The sequence below is a fragment of the Marinobacter sp. C2H3 genome (assembly GCF_037080155.1).
Taxonomy (GTDB): Bacteria; Pseudomonadota; Gammaproteobacteria; order Pseudomonadales; family Oleiphilaceae; genus Marinobacter.
Genome location: NZ_JBBBNZ010000001.1, coordinates 858,153 through 879,521 on the forward strand (window position 1 = coordinate 858,153; position 21,369 = coordinate 879,521).

At 63.4% G+C, this 21,369-nt stretch carries 19 protein-coding genes; 9 read left to right on the plus strand and 10 right to left on the minus strand.

What is annotated here, in order from left to right:
* Positions 1-75: 75 nt before the first annotated feature.
* Positions 76-432: a DUF4870 family protein gene (locus V3388_RS03785; RefSeq protein WP_336366184.1), complete on the plus strand. Its 357-nt coding sequence runs from the start codon at positions 76-78 to the stop codon at positions 430-432.
* A 41-nt stretch (positions 433-473) separates the two neighbouring features.
* On the opposite strand, the gene V3388_RS03790 is transcribed toward V3388_RS03785, so the two are convergent.
* A complete protein-coding gene (locus V3388_RS03790; protein ID WP_336366185.1) occupies positions 474-1,550 on the minus strand; it encodes an aldo/keto reductase in 1,077 nt (358 codons plus the stop codon).
* 823 nt (positions 1,551-2,373) lie between these two features.
* Here V3388_RS03790 and V3388_RS03795 point away from each other — a divergent pair.
* Both V3388_RS03795 and V3388_RS03800 read left to right on the plus strand, forming a co-directional pair.
* Positions 2,374-2,730, plus strand: coding sequence for a hypothetical protein (locus V3388_RS03795; protein ID WP_336366186.1), 357 nt, complete (start codon positions 2,374-2,376; stop codon positions 2,728-2,730).
* Between the two features lie 188 nt (positions 2,731-2,918).
* On the plus strand, positions 2,919-4,529 hold the full coding sequence (locus tag V3388_RS03800; protein ID WP_336366187.1) for a methyl-accepting chemotaxis protein: 1,611 nt from the start codon (positions 2,919-2,921) through the stop codon (positions 4,527-4,529).
* Positions 4,530-4,608: 79 nt separating this feature from the next.
* Here V3388_RS03800 and V3388_RS03805 read toward each other — a convergent pair whose 3' ends face one another.
* Positions 4,609-5,772, minus strand: coding sequence for a glutathionylspermidine synthase family protein (locus tag V3388_RS03805; protein ID WP_336366188.1), 1,164 nt, complete (start codon positions 5,770-5,772; stop codon positions 4,609-4,611).
* Between the two features lie 143 nt (positions 5,773-5,915).
* Here V3388_RS03805 and V3388_RS03810 point away from each other — a divergent pair, with 143 nt between their 5' ends.
* From V3388_RS03810 to V3388_RS03820, 3 genes are read left to right on the plus strand one after another with little or no spacing between them, the layout of a single operon-like run.
* Positions 5,916-6,647 carry a DUF1190 domain-containing protein gene (locus tag V3388_RS03810; RefSeq protein WP_336366189.1) on the plus strand — a complete coding sequence of 244 codons (732 nt, stop codon included), beginning with the start codon at positions 5,916-5,918 and terminating at the stop codon, positions 6,645-6,647.
* 3 nt (positions 6,648-6,650) lie between these two features.
* A complete protein-coding gene (locus tag V3388_RS03815) occupies positions 6,651-7,601 on the plus strand; it encodes a hypothetical protein (RefSeq protein ID WP_336366190.1) in 951 nt (316 codons plus the stop codon).
* Positions 7,602-7,603: 2 nt separating this feature from the next.
* Positions 7,604-8,329: a hypothetical protein gene (locus tag V3388_RS03820; protein ID WP_336366191.1), complete on the plus strand. Its 726-nt coding sequence runs from the start codon at positions 7,604-7,606 to the stop codon at positions 8,327-8,329.
* A 119-nt stretch (positions 8,330-8,448) separates the two neighbouring features.
* On the opposite strand, the gene V3388_RS03825 is transcribed toward V3388_RS03820, so the two are convergent.
* The 7 genes from V3388_RS03825 to V3388_RS03855 all read right to left on the minus strand — a co-directional run bounded on the left by V3388_RS03825 (position 8,449) and on the right by V3388_RS03855 (position 17,651).
* Complete coding sequence (locus V3388_RS03825; RefSeq protein ID WP_336366192.1) at positions 8,449-10,068, minus strand: hypothetical protein; 1,620 nt, start codon at positions 10,066-10,068, stop codon at positions 8,449-8,451.
* A 49-nt stretch (positions 10,069-10,117) separates the two neighbouring features.
* Complete coding sequence (locus V3388_RS03830; RefSeq protein WP_336366193.1) at positions 10,118-10,570, minus strand: hypothetical protein; 453 nt, start codon at positions 10,568-10,570, stop codon at positions 10,118-10,120.
* A gap of 109 nt (positions 10,571-10,679) precedes the next feature.
* Positions 10,680-12,524: a protein kinase domain-containing protein gene (locus V3388_RS03835; protein ID WP_336366194.1), complete on the minus strand. Its 1,845-nt coding sequence runs from the start codon at positions 12,522-12,524 to the stop codon at positions 10,680-10,682.
* Positions 12,525-12,537: 13 nt separating this feature from the next.
* Positions 12,538-13,830, minus strand: coding sequence for a 2-oxo acid dehydrogenase subunit E2 (locus tag V3388_RS03840; RefSeq protein ID WP_336366195.1), 1,293 nt, complete (start codon positions 13,828-13,830; stop codon positions 12,538-12,540).
* 26 nt (positions 13,831-13,856) lie between these two features.
* A complete protein-coding gene (locus V3388_RS03845) occupies positions 13,857-14,834 on the minus strand; it encodes an alpha-ketoacid dehydrogenase subunit beta (RefSeq protein ID WP_336366196.1) in 978 nt (325 codons plus the stop codon).
* A 1-nt stretch (position 14,835) separates the two neighbouring features.
* On the minus strand, positions 14,836-16,062 hold the full coding sequence (locus V3388_RS03850; RefSeq protein ID WP_336366197.1) for a thiamine pyrophosphate-dependent dehydrogenase E1 component subunit alpha: 1,227 nt from the start codon (positions 16,060-16,062) through the stop codon (positions 14,836-14,838).
* A 275-nt stretch (positions 16,063-16,337) separates the two neighbouring features.
* Positions 16,338-17,651, minus strand: coding sequence for an MFS transporter (locus tag V3388_RS03855; protein ID WP_336366198.1), 1,314 nt, complete (start codon positions 17,649-17,651; stop codon positions 16,338-16,340).
* A gap of 246 nt (positions 17,652-17,897) precedes the next feature.
* Here V3388_RS03855 and V3388_RS03860 point away from each other — a divergent pair, with 246 nt between their 5' ends.
* Genes V3388_RS03860 through V3388_RS03870 form a run of 3 tightly spaced genes read left to right on the plus strand, consistent with a single transcriptional unit; the run spans position 17,898 to position 20,821 of the window.
* Positions 17,898-18,740: a 23S rRNA (adenine(2030)-N(6))-methyltransferase RlmJ gene (locus V3388_RS03860; RefSeq protein ID WP_336366199.1), complete on the plus strand. Its 843-nt coding sequence runs from the start codon at positions 17,898-17,900 to the stop codon at positions 18,738-18,740.
* A gap of 28 nt (positions 18,741-18,768) precedes the next feature.
* Positions 18,769-20,001, plus strand: a complete 1,233-nt coding sequence (locus tag V3388_RS03865; RefSeq protein ID WP_336366200.1) for a hypothetical protein — start codon at positions 18,769-18,771, stop codon at positions 19,999-20,001.
* Positions 20,002-20,011: 10 nt separating this feature from the next.
* Complete coding sequence (locus tag V3388_RS03870; protein WP_336366201.1) at positions 20,012-20,821, plus strand: mechanosensitive ion channel family protein; 810 nt, start codon at positions 20,012-20,014, stop codon at positions 20,819-20,821.
* A 117-nt stretch (positions 20,822-20,938) separates the two neighbouring features.
* Here V3388_RS03870 and V3388_RS03875 read toward each other — a convergent pair whose 3' ends face one another.
* Complete coding sequence (locus tag V3388_RS03875) at positions 20,939-21,340, minus strand: DUF4168 domain-containing protein (protein ID WP_336366202.1); 402 nt, start codon at positions 21,338-21,340, stop codon at positions 20,939-20,941.
* Positions 21,341-21,369: the final 29 nt, after the last annotated feature.

The following is a 21,369-nucleotide window of genomic DNA, read 5'->3' on the forward strand; positions in this document are numbered from 1 at the left end:
CACCTGCACGCGTGACGGAAGACCGGTGTGACGGCTGTGGTAGACTGCCGTCACACCTTGTTTCGGAGCCCACCCATGCCTGAGTCCGAATACATCCCCGCGGGCGGCCAGCGCGCTGCCCGGCATCCCGCCCATAACCTCGTGGTGCTGGTCTACATCCTCCAGGCCCTGGCCTTCTTCACCGGCGGCGTCACCGCCCTGGTAGGCGTGATCATCAACTACGTGAAGGTTGAGGACGTGCGCGGCACCTGGCTGGATTCCCACTTCCGCTGGCAGATTCGCACCTTCTGGTTCGCGCTGCTCTGGTTTGTGATCGGCACCGTCACCACCCCGCTGATCATCGGCTGGCTGATCCTGCTGGCCATGGCCATCTGGATGATCTACCGCATCGTCAAAGGCGCGCTGGCGCTGAATGATGGGCGGACGGTGTGAGGCGGCTGAAGCCGCTCCCTGTTCACTCGCATCAGTGGGGCTTAGCTGCGATAACTCCCCTGACGCGCGAGCATCCAGCCCGGATACTCTTCCGGCAGCCGACTGACCTCATCCAGCGCTTTTAATTCGTCTTCCGAGAACTGAACCTGGGCGGCGAGGATGTTGTCTTTCAACTGATCGACCCGCTTGGCGCCCACAATCACGCTGGTGACGGCGTTCTGATGCAGCAGCCAGGCGAGGGCGATTTGGGCCACGGAAACCGGCTGGCCGTTGACGGTCTTGCCGGCGGCGATTTCCCGCATCGTGGCGATCACCTGGCTGCCACGTTCCCGGTTTACCGGTGGGAAATCGAACTTGGCGCGACGGTTTTCTTCGGACACGTTCGGTCCTTCATATTTGCCAGACAGGTAGCCACCTGCCAGCGGACTCCAGACCATCAGGCCGATGTCTTCGGATTCCAGCATCGGGATCACCTCCCGCTCCAGATCCCGGCCCACGAGGGTGTAGTAGGCCTGCAACGAGAGGATCGGGCAGAGCTGACGGGCGCGGGTGATGCCCACGGCTTTCATGACCTGCCAGGCGGCCCAGTTGGAGAGGCCAACGTAGTGGACGTGCCCGTGCTGGACCAGCGTGTTCAGGGCTTCCAGGGTTTCTTCTATGGGCGTGGCCGGGTCAAAGCCGTGAATCTGGTACAGATCGATGTAGTCGGTTTGCAGCCGCTCAAGGCTGGCCCGGCACTGGCTCATGATGTGGCCGCGGGACGCGCCCCGGGCGTTGGGGCCTTCGCCCATGGGGCCAAGCACTTTGGTGGCCAGCACCACGTCTTCACGTGCCACCCCCAGGTTCTTCAGTGCCTGCCCGGTGATACGCTCGCTGGCGCCGCCGCCGTAAACGTTGGCGGTGTCGATAAAGTTGATGCCAGCCTCAAGGGCGGTTTTTACCAGCTCATCGGCCTGATCCTGCTGGAGCTGGCCGATCAGCCCCCACATATCGTCGCCGCCACCAAACGTCATGGTGCCGAGGCACAGCTCGGACACAAACAGGCCGGAGTGGCCAAGGGTACGAAGGCGCAGGGGCGCGTCCTGGCCGGATTGGGGCATGTTGGGTGTGGTAGTCATGAGGGTCACCTCCTTGGGTTGGAAGAGCCTGCCGGGGCAGGGTTGCTATCGGATGGTACGGTGAGCGTGGCGCGCTTGGACCAGAGGCACGTCTCTCAAACTGTGACCTGGCGGGTAGTCTTTCGCTCTCGGCTTCCCTAGACTCTACGCCGTGGATGGACCTGATGTCAGGGCAACGCCCTAGAATGGATTCTCAACGTGATGTATCAATGGCCGGAATGTGTCGTATCCGGATGTCTGCTTCCTGACTCGCCCCGCGAGCAGGTCCTTGTACGGACTGCTAAGCAGATCAACGAAACGTTCCCCAATCGAAGGCTCGATGTTCGCCCGAAGCACTTCAGGCGCCATCGGGCTAGATGCCAGTACGGACCCGACTGTGGGTTCGCTCGGCAGGCGCTTCCTCGCTTACAAACCTTTATCTCCCGTTTCTCAGTGCTTGCGGCCAGATCCAGCGGCTCTCCTTGCCGTGAGCTCGTTGCGCTGCGCGTACGACAGACATCAGCTCCCAGCGTTCCAAGGAATAGTGCGTTTGATGCTATGAGAACCCCTGTCGTCTGTTTCGTTATGTTATTGAACCAAAAGGAAGAAACACCGTGTTAGATAGTCGTATTAGTATCGTGGAAGATTTCAGAAGTCGCTTTGGCGCTGGTGGCATTCTGTTGAAGATGGGGTTTTTGTGGCTGGTGCTTACTCAACTGCTGTCGGAACGCTGGCAACAGTATGTGTAGGCGTGTGCCCTCGGCGCACAGCATTTTTTGAAACGTTGAATATTCGGTGTCCGGTATACCGGGCATTTATGGAAACTCGAGAAGGATGAGTCAGGATGAACTACCGGTATAAAGTTTTTGTTCCGACGTTGGTATTCTTGCTTGCGGGCTGCAGTGCGGGGCCGACCATATCAACAAGCTCCTACGAGGCAGATATAAGGGATCGATGTCTTTCACGTTTGCCTGATGAGCTTAAGGAGGATCGCGAAAAGATTACAGGTTGCACGACGACGGCATTGTTCAATGTCCGCCTTGCCAGCCGTATCTACGAAACGATGGCGGATGATCATAAAGCTGCTTGCGAGCAGGAATTCGCAAAGCCGGCCGAGGCCGAGGCGTGCTTTATAAAAAAGCAAAAGGAGTTTTTTAATACCTGGTTTTACGGCCACGCCTCTTCAAAAAAGGCCGAATGATCACCGTAACGCTCAAGAATGAGTCTACGGTTCAAGTGTGAGGCCGTCGCGTCCATAGGCGCCAGTCACAAAACCGTCACACAATCCCTCTAACGTCAGACGCACTTCCCGGGGTCAGAAACGGACCGGTTTGCAGTTGTCCGGGAAGATCGGCCTACCGCATCCGGTTCCAGCCTGGGGGGCGCCCTGTGTCTATCCGTCTGAAAGTTATCCTGTTGTCGTCGCTGTCCATGGCGTTGGCGCTGTTGATCAGTGTGCTGGCGTTAATGGGTTCGGAGCGGGCGATGGAGCAGTCGCTGCGGTTCAACGAGGCGGCGAGAACCACGCAGACCCTGGCCCAGGCCCTCGCGCGGGCCACTACGACCATCAAGGCCGACCCGATTCTGCCGGAGACGGCGACCCAGCTCGAACAGGTCAACGCGGATCTCAAGGCGCGGTTTGCCGACGCCCGGGAGGCGTTGTCGGCGCCGGATACCGCTGAGCTGCTTAGCGCCGTTAAGCAAATTTCGGGCGCGTGGCAGGCCTACTACCAGCAGAGCCTGGCCCTGAGCCAGATGGCGGAGACGGACCCGGCTTCTGCCCTGGGGATGATCGAGAGCGTCTACCAATCCCAGTTCGTGCCGCTGCAAGGGCAGTTCCGCCAGACCATCGAGCGCGCCGCGGCGTACAGCGATGCCCTGGCCAATGGCCTGCGGGCGGACCTGCGGGCCCAGCGGCTGCGGATTCTTGGGGTGCTTGGCGGTACGGCGGCGTTGCTGCTGGTGCTGGTGGCCGTGGTGCTGGTTCGGATGAAGCGGTCGGTCGCGGCGTTTCACGGGCAGTCGGCCCGGCTGGTGGAGGGCGATCTGGACCACCGCTTCGAGGACCGGGGGCGGGATGAGATCAGCCGCATTGGCGCGGCGGTCAACCACTTCCTGGAGCGCTTTGTCAGCACCTTGGTGGCGGTACGCGCCGCCGCCGAACAGAGCGACACCGTGATCACCAATCTGCGCCAGGCCACGGTGGACGCGGACCGGAACATGGCGGCCCAGGCCGACGAGGCGGGGCAGATGCGGGAGGCGGTGGAACAGCTCAGCCTCAGTTTCCGGGAGGTGGCCCAGAAGGCGGCGCAGGCCAGCGACACCGCGGCCGAAGGTGAGCAGCTGGTGGCCCGGGGCAATGCGATGGGCGGGGCCAATAAAGAGGCGCTGGCGTCCATTGACCAGACCGTGTCGGCCACCCACGAGACCGTCGCCGAGCTGGCGTCGGCCATCGACGAAGTGGCCACGGTCACCCGGGCCATTCACGATATCTCCGAACAGACCACGCTGTTGGCGCTGAACGCGGCCATTGAGGCCGCCCGGGCCGGGAGCCACGGGCGCGGGTTTGCGGTGGTGGCGGATGAGGTCAAGCAGCTCTCCGACCGGACCCGTTCACTCACCTCGGACATTGCCCGCATCGTCGGCGCGGTGCAGGAGGGCACCGGCAGGGTTCACGGGCGCCTCGACGACGCCCGGCGTGCCATCGCCACCGGCGTGGAATCGGGGGAGTCCATGAGCCACCTGCTGGGGGACATGAACCGCTCGATCCAGTCCGTGGCCGCCATGCTACGAGAGGTTGCCGCCGCTACCGAGCAGCAGTCGGCCGTGACCGTGGACATGAACCACCGTATCGAGCGGGTGGCCAGCGGCGGCGAGCAGGTGCAGGCCCAGATGGCGTCCGTGCTGACGGTGGTGGAGAGCCTGGAGCAGGCGAACACGGAACTGCACGGCCACCTGGGGGCGTTCCGGGCCTCCAGTGCCCTGGGGGTGCGCGGGTAGCTAGTCGCATGTCGATTCGCTTCAGGTGCATCGCACTGAATCGCCTCTATGCTCGGTGGGGCGCAGATCTCCAGTTGCACTACTCGTGAATGAAGTGCGGCACAAAGCGGGAGGTGTCTTTGGTAATGACGGAACTGTCTTCCCGGATGCCCATGGCAACCGCTTCATTGCCGACAACCCAGCTCCCGATCAAGCAGTAGTGGCCTGCAAAGGTCGGCGGTGGGCACCAGCCTTGAAGGATGGTCGGCCCGTTGCCATAGGGCCCTTCCACCTGCGACTCCACGCCCTGGAGGGTTTCAATGGCAATATTGGCGCCCTCCCGTGAGAATAGCGGCTTGCGAACCCAGCGCTCTGGCAATGCCCCTCCCGCCGCATCACCTTCAAACCATGCCGGCAAAAGGTTTGGGTGTCCGGTGTGTCGCTCCCAAAGCAGCGGCAGAATGCCTTTGTTGGAGAGAATCAGCTTCCAGGGTGGCTCAATAAACTGTGTTCCGCCGTGGGCAAGGGCGCCGGCAAAGGCTTCCTGCCAGATCCATTCCCAGGGGTAGAGTTTGAACAGCTGGTCCACGGGCTTGTCCTGCATATCCACGAACCGACCTGCCTCGTTGAGGCCCAGCTCGTCCATACACAGGGTGGACGGTTTGAGGCCAGCCTGTTCGGCGCAGTCGGCGAGGTATTGTATGGTGCCGGCGTCCTCTGGGTGGTCGCGGCAGCAGGCCAGGTGAAACGACTGCCCGGCCCGGCCAATCATCGTCAGCCGTTCAATCAGGGCTTCATGCAGCCGGTTGTACTGGTCAGCACCGCTGGGCAGTTTGCCTTCCGCCGACTGCTGTTCCAGCCACAGCCACTGGAAAAAGCCGGTTTCGTACAGGGATGTCGGGGTATCGGCGTTGTACTCATAGAACTTGGCCGGGCCGGTGCCATCGTAGCAAAAGTCCATTCGGCCATAGAGCGACGGCTCTGAGTACTTCCAGCTCTCTGCAATCAGGTCCCAGGCTTCTTCCGGAATGGCCAGTTGAGTCATCAGGCGCTCACTGGTGACGACCTCTGCCACCAGGTCCAGGCAGAGGGCATGAAGGGCCTCTGTGGGCGCCTCAATATCGTCTTCGATTTCCCGAAGGCTGAATTGATAGGCGGCGGTCTCATCCCAGTAGGGCTCGCCTTCCAGGGTATGGAAGTAAAAACCGTGGGATTCCGCCTGTGAAACCCAGTCGGGTCGCGGTGTGAGCTGAATACGCTGCATGGAGTTTCCTTCTCCGGGGGTAATCCAAAAGCCGAAAGGAGTCTACTCAGAAAAACGCGTGTATGAAAGCGAACCGGTTTGACCTTCTGGGTGGTCTTCTATACATTTCTCGGCCGTAACTGCTTTTAGGAGAAGGATGCTCCATGGCCGCCCAGGAAGGGATAAGTGCTACCCTCAAAACACGCTCCCGTCGCCAGAAACGCTCGCAGGCAGCCACGCTTGTGTTGATGGGTGCTACGCCGTTTGTTGTTCTGGCGTACGATCCTCTGCACATCGACGTCCGGGTATTTCAGAATCTCGCGGCTTGCCAGCAGGCGTTGCCGTCCGCTTCAGACTACTGTAATGCTCTGAGCCGGGAAGCGGCGTCGCGTCACCCGACCATGGCGCCCAGATACACCTCGCGGGCGCAATGCGACACTGATTTTGCCCATATAATTAACGAAGATGCCTGTGAATCAGGCTGGTGTAGCGCCGACAATCTGATCAACTGCGAGCAGACCGGCGACGGACATTACCGGCCGCCGTTTTCCGGCTTCATGGTGGACCAGTCGGTGCTGACAAGCGGCGCGGAAGGTGGACGACCTAATCCATCGAAGCTGAGCCAGCAGCAGCTCCAGCCGGTTTACGAAATTCCGGACAACGCACTCCACCGCGGCGAGAACAGTGATAGCGGGTCAAGTTACGGCTATCACCCGTTAATCTGGCACTATGTGACGGCCAACGGACAGTATCTGGGCGATAAGGGCCTTAGCACTCCTGTCACCCTGGCCCGCACTCAACTGACCAGTCGCTCCGGCAAGGCGTATAACGGCAGCACCCGGCGCGGCGGGTTCGGCGCGACAGCGCTGCGGACCATGCAAGCGGCAAGGAGCTGAGCCATGTCCGTCATCTTTCGTGTTGCCTTACTGCTCCTATGCATGGGCGTTGTGTCGTCCCCCGTCCTGGCTGAACCTTCGATGCGCGAACTTGCCGAATCGCTGAATCAGAGGCTGGTGCTGGCCCCGGACTCGCTTCAATGGCGCTTGCCCAACAAGGTGGAACGTCTGACAAGCGCAGAGATGGGCGTCAAATCGGGCGATTGCGACAGGCCCATGCCCGCGCGCACTGGCGAGGCACCACGATTCCTCGTTCGGTGCGTTGTCGTTGAGTACATCGATATGTCTGTGACAGCTATCCAGCTCGTGTCGTCCTGGACCTACAAAGACGGTAAGTGGGGTACGGGGCAGGTGGTGTCCATCCGCGACGTATCCCGCCTCGCCTTTGAGCAGGTTGAGAAGGACCGCAGGCGATACGGCGGGGCGGATTACGCGTCGGCCAAGCCCCGATTTTCCATCGTTTGGCATAACGGTGATGAGCGAGGGCCCTATGAGAAAATGTTTACCTATATGTCCGGGGCGGTTAGGGATGAGCTTTCGTCGTTCTGGCGATCCCGTCCGTTTGATGAGTCGCCGTCATTTGACGCGCTCAAACAGTGGCGCTCTCTGACATGGCCTTCGGGTGTCATTGGTATCAGGCGCGACGGCCAGCTGTTGTTGCAGGCGGGATCTGTCGCTGGCACGACGCCGCTTCTGAAGCATATGACGACGTCCGGCGCGCTCCCGGACTTTGCCGAGGGCCTGATCCGGCCAGTTAAAATGAGGCAGTACTGGGAGGCTGAGGTGCTGCCAGGCGATGCCATGTACCTTCTGAAAATGTTTCGGGCAAACCATATTCTATACGCCCTGGCGCTCTCCGACCGGCAGCCATCGGATTTCCAGGAGGGCGTGGAGATCCTCAGTTCAACCCCGGAGTTCACTCTGGTTTTCTTCGCTGTGGAAAGGAACCTGTAGCCATGCCAAGCCATTCTGAATCGGATCAAAACGCCGGCCCATTGGATGGCCTGCAGAAAATAGAGACGGCCGCAGGCTCAGGTAATACGGTGATCTTCGTGGGAAAGCGCAGTGGCTGGACGTCACTGTTCGTTACATGGTTTCCAGTGATTGCTGCGCTCTGCTACGGTTTCGTTGTTCCCTTTGTTTTCACGGCCTGGGGAGAAACCAACCTTGTTCTGATTCTTACGGTCTGGCTCTGCGGTTGGGTGCTGCTCGTCGCGGTCACCCTGTTGGGAGGAACGGGGCGGCACCTGTACGCCGTGGATTTTGAGCGGCGGGAGATTGGGCACCTGAATTCCGGCGAGAACGTTCCTCTCGCGGTAACGCTCCGGCAGGGAAGTGACGGCGCTGAGTTGAAGCTGGCGCAACCGCTGGCGTCTGGCTGGCATCTGAACGCCAGTGAACGCGCTCTGGCCGAATTGCGGTGGGAAGACGCCGAGTCCATTCCTCCCTGGCGCCCCATCCCCCTGAAGGCGCATCTGGAAACCCGATGGAAAGACGGGAACCTGCTGGTGCTCCTCATCGTGGTCGGCGTGCCCATGTTCGTGATGCATCTGGCTTCTGAAACCTTGGGCTATTTTGCTATCTCCCTGGGTTTCGTACTTGTGGCCTGGCTGTTGGGGCAAACGGTGAGTTGGCTGCTGGATTGCCGCGACTTTCGGCTGTTGTCCGGCGCTACTGCGTAATGGCGAGTGTCCTATATTGCCCTCACCTTTCCCGGGTCAGAGTCGGGGAAGGGTGTGCCTGATATGAGGTTCAGAGGGGCAAGGAGTCCCCTCCTGATCTGACTCCGAGTGCCCCAATGTCAGGGGCCTATCAGTGTGCCGATGAGTAGCGCCAGTGCCGTAATGCCACCCGCGAGTCCCAACAGCTTTATGCCCCTGAAACGGGGAATGCCATCGGGGTCGTGATCCGACCTGACCAGTGCCCTGTCCAGCGGGATAAGTTCGTTGCGCATCGCCTTCACTGTCTGGCTCGGCGATATCCGTGCTCCTCGGTACCAGCCGTCCGGGCACTCAACCAGTTGCTGCGGTGCAAGGAAGCAGCCGGATCTCGCTCGCACTTTCAACCGGCCGCCGTTGGGTAGAAGGTGGCGCCCGGGTAGTGCGGTCGGCACCGAGCCTCCGGGTATCACGATATTCGCCAGAGGTTGGCATGCCAGGTTGCCGTCCAGTTGCCCGAGGACCATGACTGGCGTCAGCTTTTTACCCCACCGAAACCCGGCGAGAAACGGAAATTGCTTGTCATTCGGGTCGTAGACGAAGGGCTTGTCCGCGTTAACGGCCCTTGCGACGAACGGGTGACGCATCAGGTTCTCGGGCGGCAACGCCTGGTTGTCCAGCTCGCGTGATTTGGCGAACAACTCCCATGCGAGCCGGCGCTTCACAAGCCCCAATAACGCTTCAGGTAACGGATGCATGCCCGGTGCGGTGGGCACGCGATAAGGTAGTGCACTCAGTTCCTTTTCGGTCAGGGAGTCTTCGGCGATCAGCCAGGGAGTAATGTTATTGCTCGTGTGGCTATGGTCCAGATAGACGACCGCAAGGTCAATCCGCTGCGCGGGTAGATTTCCGGCCCCGGCGTTGCCCCCTGAAATTCGCTTTGGCGTAACCTCAAGCATGAAGTGGTTGGGGTTGGAAAAAGTCTGTTGCTCGATCAGATGGAGAAGTTTTCTCGGTCCCGCCAATCGACCTGCCGTGAGCCATTTGTGGGGTGGTAGTGCTGACGTGGCGTCGGCGCCGGTCCTGCCCAGGTCAGCGGGATGATTCAGGGGCAGCTCCGGATTTGCCCGGCGATCAAAAACCCGGCGCTCGTCTGGCGTCAGGGATGACAGAGGACGAGCGGACGGCGGGAGATCGGGCATCTGCGGGTTGCCGGTCCACGGGTGATGATCGTTGTAGATCAACTGGCGATTGGGTGCCTTCGAGCCACTCCGCCGGGTCCACCACTGCAGGTCGCCAGTGGCCAGTGGGCCCTCGCTTCCTTCGTCAATGGGAACCACCTCTATTCGAATCAGCGCTTCGGCCTCTTCCATATCTGACACAACAGCATGGTGCGCCAATAGGTCAACGGTCTCATCAGGGACCAGCAAGCCCTCCTTCGCCCAGGCCAGTGCTCCGCTGTGATTGTGTGCATATCGTGCCAACTCCCACAGTGGAATCGGCTTCACCATCGGAGTCAGCGTATGGTCCTGAATATCAAGGGAGGCCGCGAGGCGGTCCGCTTCCGCTTTGTTGAGCGTTATCAGCATCGCCATCGCCCGGCCGTAGGGCAAGATGAGTGCGCGTTCACGCCCTATGGTGTCCACGGCAAACAGAGTGTAAAACGATTTGGCCGCCCATTTTTCGAGCAGTCTGGCGGGGCGATCGTTGCGAAGCGCTCGCTTGAACACGGAGCCTTCGGACACTTTGCCGGTAGTCGTCATGAGTTACGATCCTTGTAACAGGTGTGGGGGCGAACGCTGATTGAGCCGTTCAGGCGCTTGGCTTCGCCTCGGCAGGCGACTCAAGGGACACGGCTGTCAGGTTAAGCTTGCCGCCGGGCTCCACCTCCCAGAGGATGGCCGAATTCATTAGTGGAATGCCGTTGTCATCAATCAACTCGAACTGTTTTTCGACAAAGGCCGTGATTTCCCGTTTGGTGGAAGCCGTGACGTTCGCGCTCATAAACAACAGCACACATCCCACGGTGAAGATAGGGCCTGGAATCAGAAGGATCGTTTCCCAGAGCGTCGGGCCTTCCCAGCCGACCATGATGGACTTGGGGCCAGCGATCAGAAGCAGGCCGCCGAAAAGCGCGACTACCCAGCCGGCATAGTTTAGCGCCGTGCCTATTCTCTCTTGGGAAGCGAATTTCGTAGCGAGGGGTGATTGCATGCAATAGGGGAAGTCGGCCAGCGTCAGCCGCTTCGGGTCGGAAAGTTCCATTCCGCAGACTCCATGTCTTCAGTTCCATTTGAAGCTGCGATAGTACAAAGCCGCCACCCGGTATTCAACCCGAGCGGTGCTTAATGCGCGGGTGGAAGTGTGGCGCCACTCACGGCGCGCTGGATAGCGCCCTTGGATTGCGCGGATAAAACCGCTCCGGCATCGACTCAATGTGGGGAAAGAACCGGGTGTCCTTATAGGGCATTTTCATAAAGCCTGAGACCCCGAGGCCGGTGATCTGGTCGACGGCGGCGAGGATCTCGTCCAGGCGCTGGCGGAATTCCGGTTCCCGGTCCGGGTCCAGCAGGCGGTAGTGGCTGTGGATCTTCAGGTGCCGGGGCAGCGCTTCGAAAATGATCATGCCGGTGTGGTGGATGGTGTTCAGGGCCTCCAGAGACCGGATGATGGTCTCCGGCAGCACCAGGAATTCCTCCGGATCCGGGCCGTCTTCGAAGTAGGAGTGAATCCGGGAGCGGTCTTCAATCTCCGGCGCGGGGCTGACTTCGTAGGGCAGGCGGGTGCCCGGTTCCGGGATAAACGGCTGGTCCGGGCTGTCCCGGTCCAGGTGCAGGGTGTCCCGGGCGTTGAACAGGCAGCTTTTGAAAATGCCTTTGCGGTAGATCGCCTGGGCCAGGTTGACCATGTTGTTGACGGCGGTCACGAAGGCCTTCTTCAGGGACGGGTCGTGCAGGTTCAGGGACGTGTCCACGTACACGCCGTCGGCTTCCCAGCGCACCGCCAGGCCGCCCTCCACCGGGTAGCGGCCGAGCCGGCTGACCGCGGCCAGGAACGCCTTCTCGGTTTCCCCCATGCCCTGCATGAAGTTCTTGTAGTAGCGGTCGAGCTGCACGTCGTTCACGTCGCTGAGGGTTTCCGGGCCGCCTTCTTCCCGCAGGAACGCCTTGCGGGAGCTGTACACCACGGTATCGATGTCCCGCTCTGAGGTGCGGGTCCACACCGGCACCAGGGGCACCGGTTCCGGCTCGGGCAGGTCGATCATGACGGTCCGGGCCATGCGGGGCATTTCCCGCAGGTAGTAGTCGCCGGCTTTTCGGCGGGTGTCCGGGTCCGGGTCGAGCATGCCGTCGAGCATGCGGGCGAATTCCATGGGAAGGCCCAGGGAGGTGGCCGGAATGGCCCGGTGGCCGAAGCGGCAGGACTGGCCCGAGGCCAGGGCGTAGAGGGTGCCGGCCGCCCCCTGCTCGTCAAAGCGGGGGGACGACAGGCCGCCGTGCAGTTGCTCGTCGCCGATGAAATACACGTCCCCCAGCCGGGCGTTGGTCTGCTGCAGGTTGTCAGACATCAGCTCCATCACGTTCGGCGCGAGGTACTGCTGGTTGGCGTCGAGCTGGGCGAACACGGAGGAGCCCCAGTCAATCAGCGCGATGGTCTCCCGCTCGGCGTCGAACACCAGGTTCGAGGGCTTGATGTCCCCGTGCACGATCGGCCGGCCGGCGGGGCCGTTCTCCCGGCGCAGGTTGCGGAGGATCTCCGCGAGCTGGTCGGCAATGCGCACGATCAGCCGGGGCCGCAGCCGGCCTTCCCTCAGGGACACTTCCTCCAGGTTGAAGCCGGGGGCCCGCTCCATCACCAGGATCGGCTGGTTGCGCACCTTCTGGTAGGCGATCAGGCGGGGCACCCGGGGGTGCTCCACCTGTTCAAGGATGAAGGCCTCGTCTTCCAGCCGGTCCTGCAGGTGCTGGGGCAAATTCACCCGGGTGAATTTGAACACGTGCTCCAGATCCGGCGCGTCCTTGAGCGCCAGCCGGCCGGAGAACACGAAACCGTAGGCGCCCTTGCCGATCATCTCGATGTCGCGGTAGCCCAGCTGGCGCAGCTGGTCAGTGCACAGCGCCACCCAGTCCTTGAGTTTCCGGGCGTCGTCGTGACTGAGCAGATAAATGGACTGCTCTTCCGGAATGTAGAACTGTTGCAGCGGCGCCTGTTGCGACATGGAGGTCCCGGCCTCAGCCCAGGTGCAGCAGCATGGACTGGGGCGCTTCCAGGTACCCCTTCCACAGGTTGCAGAAGCGGGCGATGGTGCCACCGTCGATGATGCGGTGGTCCCCGGCCCAGCTGACCGGCAGGATCGACCGCGCCACCACCTGGCCGTTGGCGTCAAACCTGGGCAACTGCTGGGTCCGGCCCAGCGCGACGATGGCAACCTCCGGCGCGTTGATGATCGGCGCGGCGTAGGTGCCGGCCAGCGCGCCAATGTTGGAGATGGTGATGGTGCCGCCCTTGAGGTCCTCCTGGCTGACCCGGCCCTCGCGGGCCGCGTTGGTCAGGCGGGCGACTTCGTCGGCGATCTCCAGCAGGGTCAGGTGCTCCACGCCCTTGACGTTCGGCACCAGCAGCCCGACCTTGCTGTCCACCGCCATACCGATGTTGCAGCCGGGCTGGTAGTGGATCTCGGTCACGTCCGCGTTGATCTGCGCGTTCAGGATGGGGTACTCCCGGATCGCAAGGGCCATGGCCTTCATGAAGAAGGGCATCAGCGTCAGCCGGGTGCCCCGGGCTTCCGCCTCGGGCTTGAGCTGTTCCCGCAGCTCGAGCAGGGCGGTGACGTCAATGTCTTCGTTGAAGTTGAAGTGCGGAATGGTGGAGGCGGATTCCACCATGCGTTTGGCCATGGCGGCTTTCATGCCGCGGATCGGCTCCACGCGGGCTTCCAGGCCGGCGGACGGGCGGCGGGGGCTCGTCTCCGCCGCCGTCTGGGTGCCGGCGCCCTGGGGTTGTTCCAGATGCGCCAGTACGTCCGCCTTGAGCACGCGGCCGTCCTTGCCCGAGCCGGGGATGTCCGCCAGCGCCAGTTGATGCTCGCGCACCAGGCGACGCACGGCGGGGCTGGCGGGTACGCGGGGCTGGTTGCCGGCCGGCGCGTTGGGCTGGCCTTGTGCCGGCGCCGTGCTGGTCTTGGCTTCTGAAGGCGGTTCTTCGGGCTGAGAGGCCGCTGCGGGTCTGGCGTCGCCCTTGCTTTCGGCCCCGGCGTTATCCGATGCGGCCGCATCGCCTGCGCCGTCGCTCAGGTCCACCAGCTCAAACAGCGGGGCGTGCACTTTCGCGATGTCGCCTTCCTTGTGGTACAGGCGGGTGACCCGCCCCTTGTAGGGCGCCGGGATTTCCACCAGGGCCTTGTCGGTCATCACCTCGACGACGGGCTGGTCCTCTTCAATCACGTCGCCTTCGCTGACCAGCCATTTGACCAGCTCACACTCCACGATACCTTCGCCGATATCGGGCAGAATAAAATCACTCATGGTTGCTCTCCTGTCCGGATGTCGGCCTAGAATTCGATGCTGTCCCTGATGGCGTCATACACCTTCAGGTGGTTGGGCAGGTGCTCTTTTTCCAGCACCAGCGGGAAGGGGGTATCCATCCCGGTGACCCGTGCGATCGGGGATTCCAGGTACAGGAAGCAGCGCTCCTGAATGGTGGCCGCAATTTCGCCGGCAAAGCCGCCGGTGCGGGGTGCCTCGTGGGTGACCACCAGGCGGCCGGTTTTGAGCACCGACTGCACCACGGTCTCCACGTCCCAGGGCAGGATCGTGCGCAGGTCGATCACCTCGCAGGAGATGCCGTCTTTTTCCGCCTGCTCGACGGCCTCACCGATCACTTCCATCTGCGCGCCCCAGCCCAGCACCGTCACGTCCGTTCCTTCCTTGAGGATTTCCGCCTCCCCCAGGGGCAGCCGGTAGTCGTCCTCCGGCACCTCGCCCACGGAGGCGCGGTACAGCCGCTTGGGTTCAAAGAACAGGACCGGGTTGGGATCGTGGATGGCGCTCAGCAGCAGGCCCTTGGCCTGGTGCGGGTTGCGGGGCACCACGATTTTCAGGCCCGGAGTGTGGGCAAAGTAGGCCTCCGGGGACTGGGAGTGGTAGAGCCCGCCGGCAATGCCGCCGCCGTAGGGCGCGCGGATGGTGAGCCCGCCCACGTTGAACAGGTTGCCGGAGCGGTAGCGGAACTTGGCGGCCTCGTTCACGATCTGGTCAAAGGCCGGGAAGATGTAGTCGGCGAACTGGATCTCGGCCACCGGCACGGAACCCTGGGCGGCCAGGCCGTTGGCGAAGCCGATGATGCCCTGTTCCACCAGCGGCGTGTTGAAGCAGCGGTGCTTGCCGTATTTTTCCTGCAGGTGGCTGGTGGCGCGGAAGACCCCGCCGAACACCCCCACATCCTCGCCGAAGCAGAGCACTTTCTCGTTGGCGGCCATCGCCGTGTCCAGGGCGTTGTTGATGGCCTGCAGCATGTTCATCTTGGCCATGTCAGGCGTCTCCCTGTTTTGCGTGGGACGGTTGTGCGTTGGACGAAGGCGCGACGGACGGGTCGTGGGCACTCTTCGGGTACGCGTCCGGGTACTTGCGAATGTGCGCCTTGAGGGCGTCGAACTGCCGTTGCAGTTCCGGCGGCACCTCGTCGTACACGTCCGTCACCAGGGACTCAAGCGGGGGCGGCGAGCGTTTCTGGGCCCGCTTCATGGTGTCCAGCACCTCCTTGCGCAGGCGCTCCTGGAGCGACTTCTCTTCGTCGGCGGTCCACCATTTTTTCTTCTGGAGCCAGTGCTGCATGCGCAGGATCGGGTCCTGCTCGCGCCACACGGCCTCTTCGTCCTTGCTGCGGTAGCCGGACGGGTCGTCGGAGGAGGAATGAGCGGCCAGGCGGTAGGTCATGGCTTCCACCAGCACCGGGCGGTTCTCTTCCACCGCCAGTTTGCGGGCGGCGGCGGTGGCGGCGTACACCGCCAGCACGTCGTTGCCGTCCACGCGGATCACGTCCATCTTGTAGCCGTAGGCCCGGGGCGCCACGCCGTCGGCGGCGAACTGCTCGGCGGCGGGGGTAGAAATGGCGTAGCCGTTATTGCGGCACAGGAACACCACCGGCACCCGCAGCACCGCGGCCATGTTCAGGGCGGCGTGAAAATCACCTTCGGAGGCGGCACCTTCACCAAAATACACCACGGTGCAGTGGCCGTCGCCGGCAAGCTTCTGGCCGTACGCATAGCCGGTGGCCTGGGGAATCTGGGTGGCCAGCGGCGAGGAGATGGTCATGTAGTTCAGCTTGGTGGACCCGTAGTGCACCGGCATCTGCCGGCCTTTGCCGTAATCCAGGTCGTTGCCGAACAGCTGGTTCATGAACTCGTCGATGGAGAAGCCCCGATAGGCCAGGGCGCCCTGTTCCCGGTACTGGGCCATGATCATGTCGGCGTCGTCGAGGGCGGCGGCGCTGCCGATCACGGCGGCTTCCTCACCGGTACACTGCATGTAGAAACTCAGGCGGCCCTGGCGCTGGGCGGCCAGCATGCGCTCGTCCAGCACCCGGGTGGTGACCATGGCGGTGTAGATGCGCAGGGCTTTGTCTTTGTCGATGGCAGGAGCCTTGCCGCCTTTGTACAGCGAGCCGTCCTGCTTGAGCAGCTTGAAGGTTGGTATGCGGAACTCGGCGCCATCGGTAAAGACCGGCGCGTGAGTTACCTTGGGCGTTGTTGTTGTCATAATCCTCGTCCTGGGGTAGTGGCTAGAGGAACACACGGCCCCTTTTGGGAGCCTTGTCGGTTCGGAAGCGATGCCAGCCTGGGTGGATTTACCCAGAGTATAGACGCCGGATGCGAGGCGTCCTGGGGTGGCACGGTCTTCCAGGCCCGTTCGGCGGGTTTGGGTAAAACCCCCTCGGACGGGACAATGTTTACCTTAACGTAAACTGCTAATCAAGGGTAGTCTGCGAGCCGAGAACCGCCTTCCGGGCCTGCCGGGGGCTCCGACGGAGGCGGTCAGTCGTTGGTAACGTCGTTCAGACGCAGGGCGCTGGCCACGCCGGCCGCGCCCATCAGGCCCAGCAGCAGAATCACGGCGACGTTGGACACCAGGGACACCAGCGCGGTCAGGCCGCCGGCCACCAGCAGCAGCAGGCCGATGACGGAATTGCTGACGGAGGTGTAGTCGGTGCGTTTGTTGCCGCCGGCCATGTCCACCAGGTAGGTCTTGCGGCCCAGGCGCACGCCGGCGTGGGCCACGCTGAGGGCGAAGAAGGCCAGGGGGAAGAACCACAGGCCGCCAAAGCCTTCGCCGGTGACGGCGGCCACGGTGCCGGTGACCAGGCAGATCCCGCTGGCCAGGGCGCCGGCGCGGATCATCACCTGCCGGCTGGAGCGGTCTGCGGCCCAGCCCCAGAAGCTGGCGCTGAGGGAACTGGCCAGGCTGCTGGCGAGCAGGAAGACGCCCAACAGCCAGCCGTGGTCGGAGGCTTTCTGGGCCATCACCACGAAATAGGGCGAGGCCAGGGCGGAGCACAGCAGCAGGGCCCGGGTGATGACAAACCGCCGGAACGGAGCATCGTCCCGTAGCAGGGAGAGGTTGCGAAACGCGTCCGCCATGGCGTTGCCGCCACCGCTGGTTTCGCCCTCGTACTCGTCCACGCTGGCGAACAGCAGGCCGGCAATCACCCACAGGGTCGCCGCCAGAAGCAGCAGCGCGGCGTAAAAAGCCACGGTGGGGTCGCCCCGGTCCCAGAACAGCAGCACGGTCAGAATCACCGTGCCGGTACCGCCCAGGGTGCTGGCCAGTCCGGACAGGCGGCCCCGGCGCTTCTTGGGGATGCACTTGCCCTGCACGTCTTTCATGGCCACCGAGCAGAAACCCCGGGACAGGGAAAACGCCACCAGCGCCGCCAGCACGACGCCGCCGGCGGCGTATCCTTCAAGAAACCAGACCCCGGCCGCCATGGCCGCCACACTCACCGCCTGCCCCAGGCTTCCCATCACCCAGAAGCCCTTGCGCACCGGCCGGCGCCGCACCCAGGCGCCGATGACCATCTGCGGCAGCATGGAGCCGGATTCCCGGATCGGCACCAGCCAGGCCACCAGGGCCGGCGCGCCGATGGCGCTCATCAGCCACGCCAGCACGGTTTTCGGGCTGGTCAGCAGGTCACCGAGTTTGGTCAGCACGTTGCTGGCGAGGATCAGGAAGAAATTGCGGGGCACCTCCCGGCAGGCGGAATCCGGGATGTCAGTGCAGGCCCTGGCATCCTCTTCGTTGGCCACCAGGCTGTAGAGCTGGTCCAGGGTGTCCTCGTTGCGGGTCGGCAAAGCTGATCCTCCAGAAGGCGGTGCAGTGGCCACGGCGTGGGCGAGCGTCGGCGTGGTTCGGGACTGGCAAGCATAGCAGCCGCCCGCCGTGCCTGACACCGGGCGAGTAGCCTGGCCGGCGGGTTTGTGCCCCGTAAAGGCACGGCACAGCCCTTGCCTCTGGCGGACCGCTGGGGCTAAATGGCGCAAACACGATCCCAGCCGATCCCAACATCATCCAACGCATTTCAACACCCTGGCCCGAGCATGCTCAGTTACCTTCACGCTTACCACGCCGGCAACGTTGCCGATGTCCAGAAACACGCGGCCCTGATGCTGGCCACCACGCTGATGCAGGCCAAGTCGTCTCCGATCGCGTTTTTTGATACCCACGCGGGCAGCGCCCTGTACGATCTCACCGGCGAGCGGGCGCTGAAAACCGGTGAGGCGGCCGAGGGCATCCAGAAGGTCTGGGTCCGGCGCCAGGCGCTGACCAACCCCGACTGGGTGGCGATGCTGAACACGCTCGCGGCGCTGAACGGCGAGAGCGCGACGCTCATCCGCTATCCAGGGTCGCCCGCCTGGATCCAGGGCCGGATGCGCCCGGACGACCGGCTCACCGCGTTCGAGCTTCACCCTGCCGAGCAGCACAGCCTGTCCGACTGGGCCAAAGGGCGCCCGAACGTGCGGGTACGCCATGAGGACGGGCTCAACGGACTGCTGGCCAGCCTGCCGCCGTCGCAGCCCCGGCTGCTGGTACTGATGGACCCGTCCTACGAGATCAAGAGCGACTACGCCGACGTCGCCCAAACCCTGGAGCAGGCGTGGAAAAAATGCCGCCACGGCGTCTATCTTGTGTGGTACCCCATCCTCACCAGCGGCCTGGAGCAGGGCCTGAAGGACGCGGTGGCCGGCAGCGCCCTGCGCAAGGTGTGGTGCTCGGAGATTCACCGGACCCAACCGCCAGCGCGGGGTATGACCGGCTCGGGCCTGCTGGTGGTCAACCCGCCCTGGGGCCTGGACCAGCGGCTGAACGCGTTGCTGGACGACGTCTCGGGCGATGATGGGCTCGCCGTGCGGGTGCAGAGCCGCTGGCTGATACCGGAATAATGATGATCTACCGCGCAGGGAGCACCCCGTGACCGATACCGCCGACACCGATCCGTTTGCCGAGTTGTTGCCCGGAGGGCTGGTGCTGCTGGAGCACTGGCAGGCTCCGGAGATTTCCGTTCAACGGACCGTCAAAGGAGCGTTTCGCCACTGGCTGGAGCAGTTCCAGGGCGGCGGCCCGGAACCGGGTCTGGATGGCCCGGAGGAACGGGACGACCTGCCCGCACTGGCGGATGAGGCTCTGGACCGGATCGCGCCGCCGGTGGAGCGGGCGATGGCGCCGGCGAGGTTGGGCGACGAATTGCGGCGGGCGCTGGACCAGATCCGGTCGGTCTCGCACTCCGCCTTGAACACGGTGGCCATCGTCGCGCCCCCGTTCTGCGGCGTCGCGCCCGCCCTGGCGGCGCTGGCGGATCTGGAGGACGAGGGCTGGCGGGTGCTACCGGCCCCGCCGCACCGACGCCTGACCGCCACCGAGGCGCACCGGTGGTGGTCCGAACAGGACCTGAGCGGCCGCTGGGTGATTCCCGAGCTGGCCCATTACTGGCTGCGCCACCCGGATGGGCTGGCCCTGGTGTCGGCGCTGTTCGAACGCCTGGCCCGTGCCGGAGCGGAGCCCGACGGCAGTGAGGGCCTGGTGGGCTGCTCCAGCTGGTGCTGGCAGTTCTGGACACGCTACCTGCCCACGGGCCTGCCCCTGCACGCGTTCACCCCGGCGCCCCTGGACGCCTGCCGGCTTGGCACCTGGCTGCAAGGCCTGACCCTGTCGGCCGCCCACGCACCGCTGACGTTGCATCACCGAAGGGACACCGCCCCGGTGTTGCCTCGCCCGAGCGACGCCGAGTTTCGGCCGGGGGGCTATCTTCGCGAACTGGCGGCGACGGCCCGGGGTAACGCCGGCGTGGCGCTCGAGCTGTGGCGCCATGCCCTGCGGGCGGTACCGGACGCACCGGAGTCCGGCCAGCTCGCCGCACAGGTGGCCTCGCTGGACGATCTGTCCCTGCCGGCGGTACCGCCGGATCCGTCGTCCTCCCTCGGGTTTGTTCTGCACGGGCTGTTGCAGCACGACGGATTGGACCCGGACGATCTCGCCGCCTGCACCGGGCTGGCGCCTGTGACCGTGGCGCTGTCCCTGGACCGTCTGGCGCGGGCAAGGCTGGTGGTAGGCAATGCTGACGGTGTCTGGCGGTTGACTGCTCTGGGGTATCCGGCCGCGCGCCGTTACCTGCAGGGTTGGGGTTTTCCCATGGACGCGTTCTGAGGAGGCAACGATGGAGCAGGGAACCGAAGCGCTGAAAAACGTCCTGGCAGCGATGACCTCCCAGGCGCTGCTCGAGGCCTTTCTGGTGGTGGCCTTCGCAGCGCTGGTGATCCTGGCCATACAGAAGGTATTGCCGGGCATTGCGGCTCGTATCGGCGGCAAGCCCCGCCTGTATTTGCTGGCTTCCGTGCCGCTGCTGCGGCTGGTCGTCATTGTGGTCACCATCGTCGTCGTGGTGCCGATTCTGATTGAGCCCTCGTTCGAGAACATGGTGGCGGTGTTTGGCGCCGTCGGCCTGGCGCTCGGATTTGCGTTCAAGGATTACGTCAGCAGCCTCATTGCCGGCCTGGTGGTGCTCTACGAGATGCCCTACCGCCCCGGGGACTGGATTGAGGTGGACGGCTACTACGGGGAAGTGCGCTCCATTGGCACGCGCGCCGCGGAGATTGTCACGCCCGATGACACCGTGGTGGTCATTCCCCATGGCCGCCTGTGGACCGCGCTCATCGCCAACGGCAACGACGGCTCCGATGACCTCATGTGCGTAGCCGAGTTCCACCTGGCGCCGGGCCACGACGTGGGCCTGGTGCAGGCCCGGCTGCGGGACGCGGCCTTTACCTCACCGTTCACCAAGACCCACAAGCCGGTAATCGTGGTGGTGGCCCACCGGCCCTGGGGGCTGACGTACCGGGTCAAGGCGTACCCGCTGGAGCCGCGCCAGCAGTTCCAGTTCATCAGCGACCTGACCGCCCGGGGTGACGAGGTGCTCAGCCACCTGGGGGTCGAGTGGGCAACGGTGCCGCTGGCGACGAACGTCTGAGCCAGTGGTTCACGCTACCGTCCACAACCTTGCTTTACCGGCCATAAAAAAGCCCCGCACGCGGCGGGGCAAGCACTGACGAATGGAGGTTGAGCGGAGGTTGGCGCGCCTGAGCGCTTACATCAGTGCATCAACGCGGTTGCGGACGGACGGCTCACTGTTGTAAGCCGTCGCAATAGCGTTGTAAGTCGGGATGTCCATGCCGGCGTCCTTGATGATGCTGACCATTTTCTGGTTGGCCTCGGCCTGTAGCTTCTTGGCCTGGGTCTGGTCCGTGGCCTTCTCAATCTTCGGGATGTAGGTCTCGCGAACCTCTCCCAGGCCTTCCTGAGCCTCGATGAATTGCTTCAGCTGCGCATCGGAATAATTGGTTTTCTGGGTGCCGGCCGCGGCCGGGTTTTTGTAGCCTTCGGATTGCGTGGTTTCCGGAGAGGCGTTCTGCCCTTGCTGGGCCAGGGCCACTGGGGCGGCGGCGAGCAGGGCGAGAGAGGCGGCGGCGGATACCATCAGCTTGTTCATATCAGTCTCCTTGGTGACGAATGATCAAA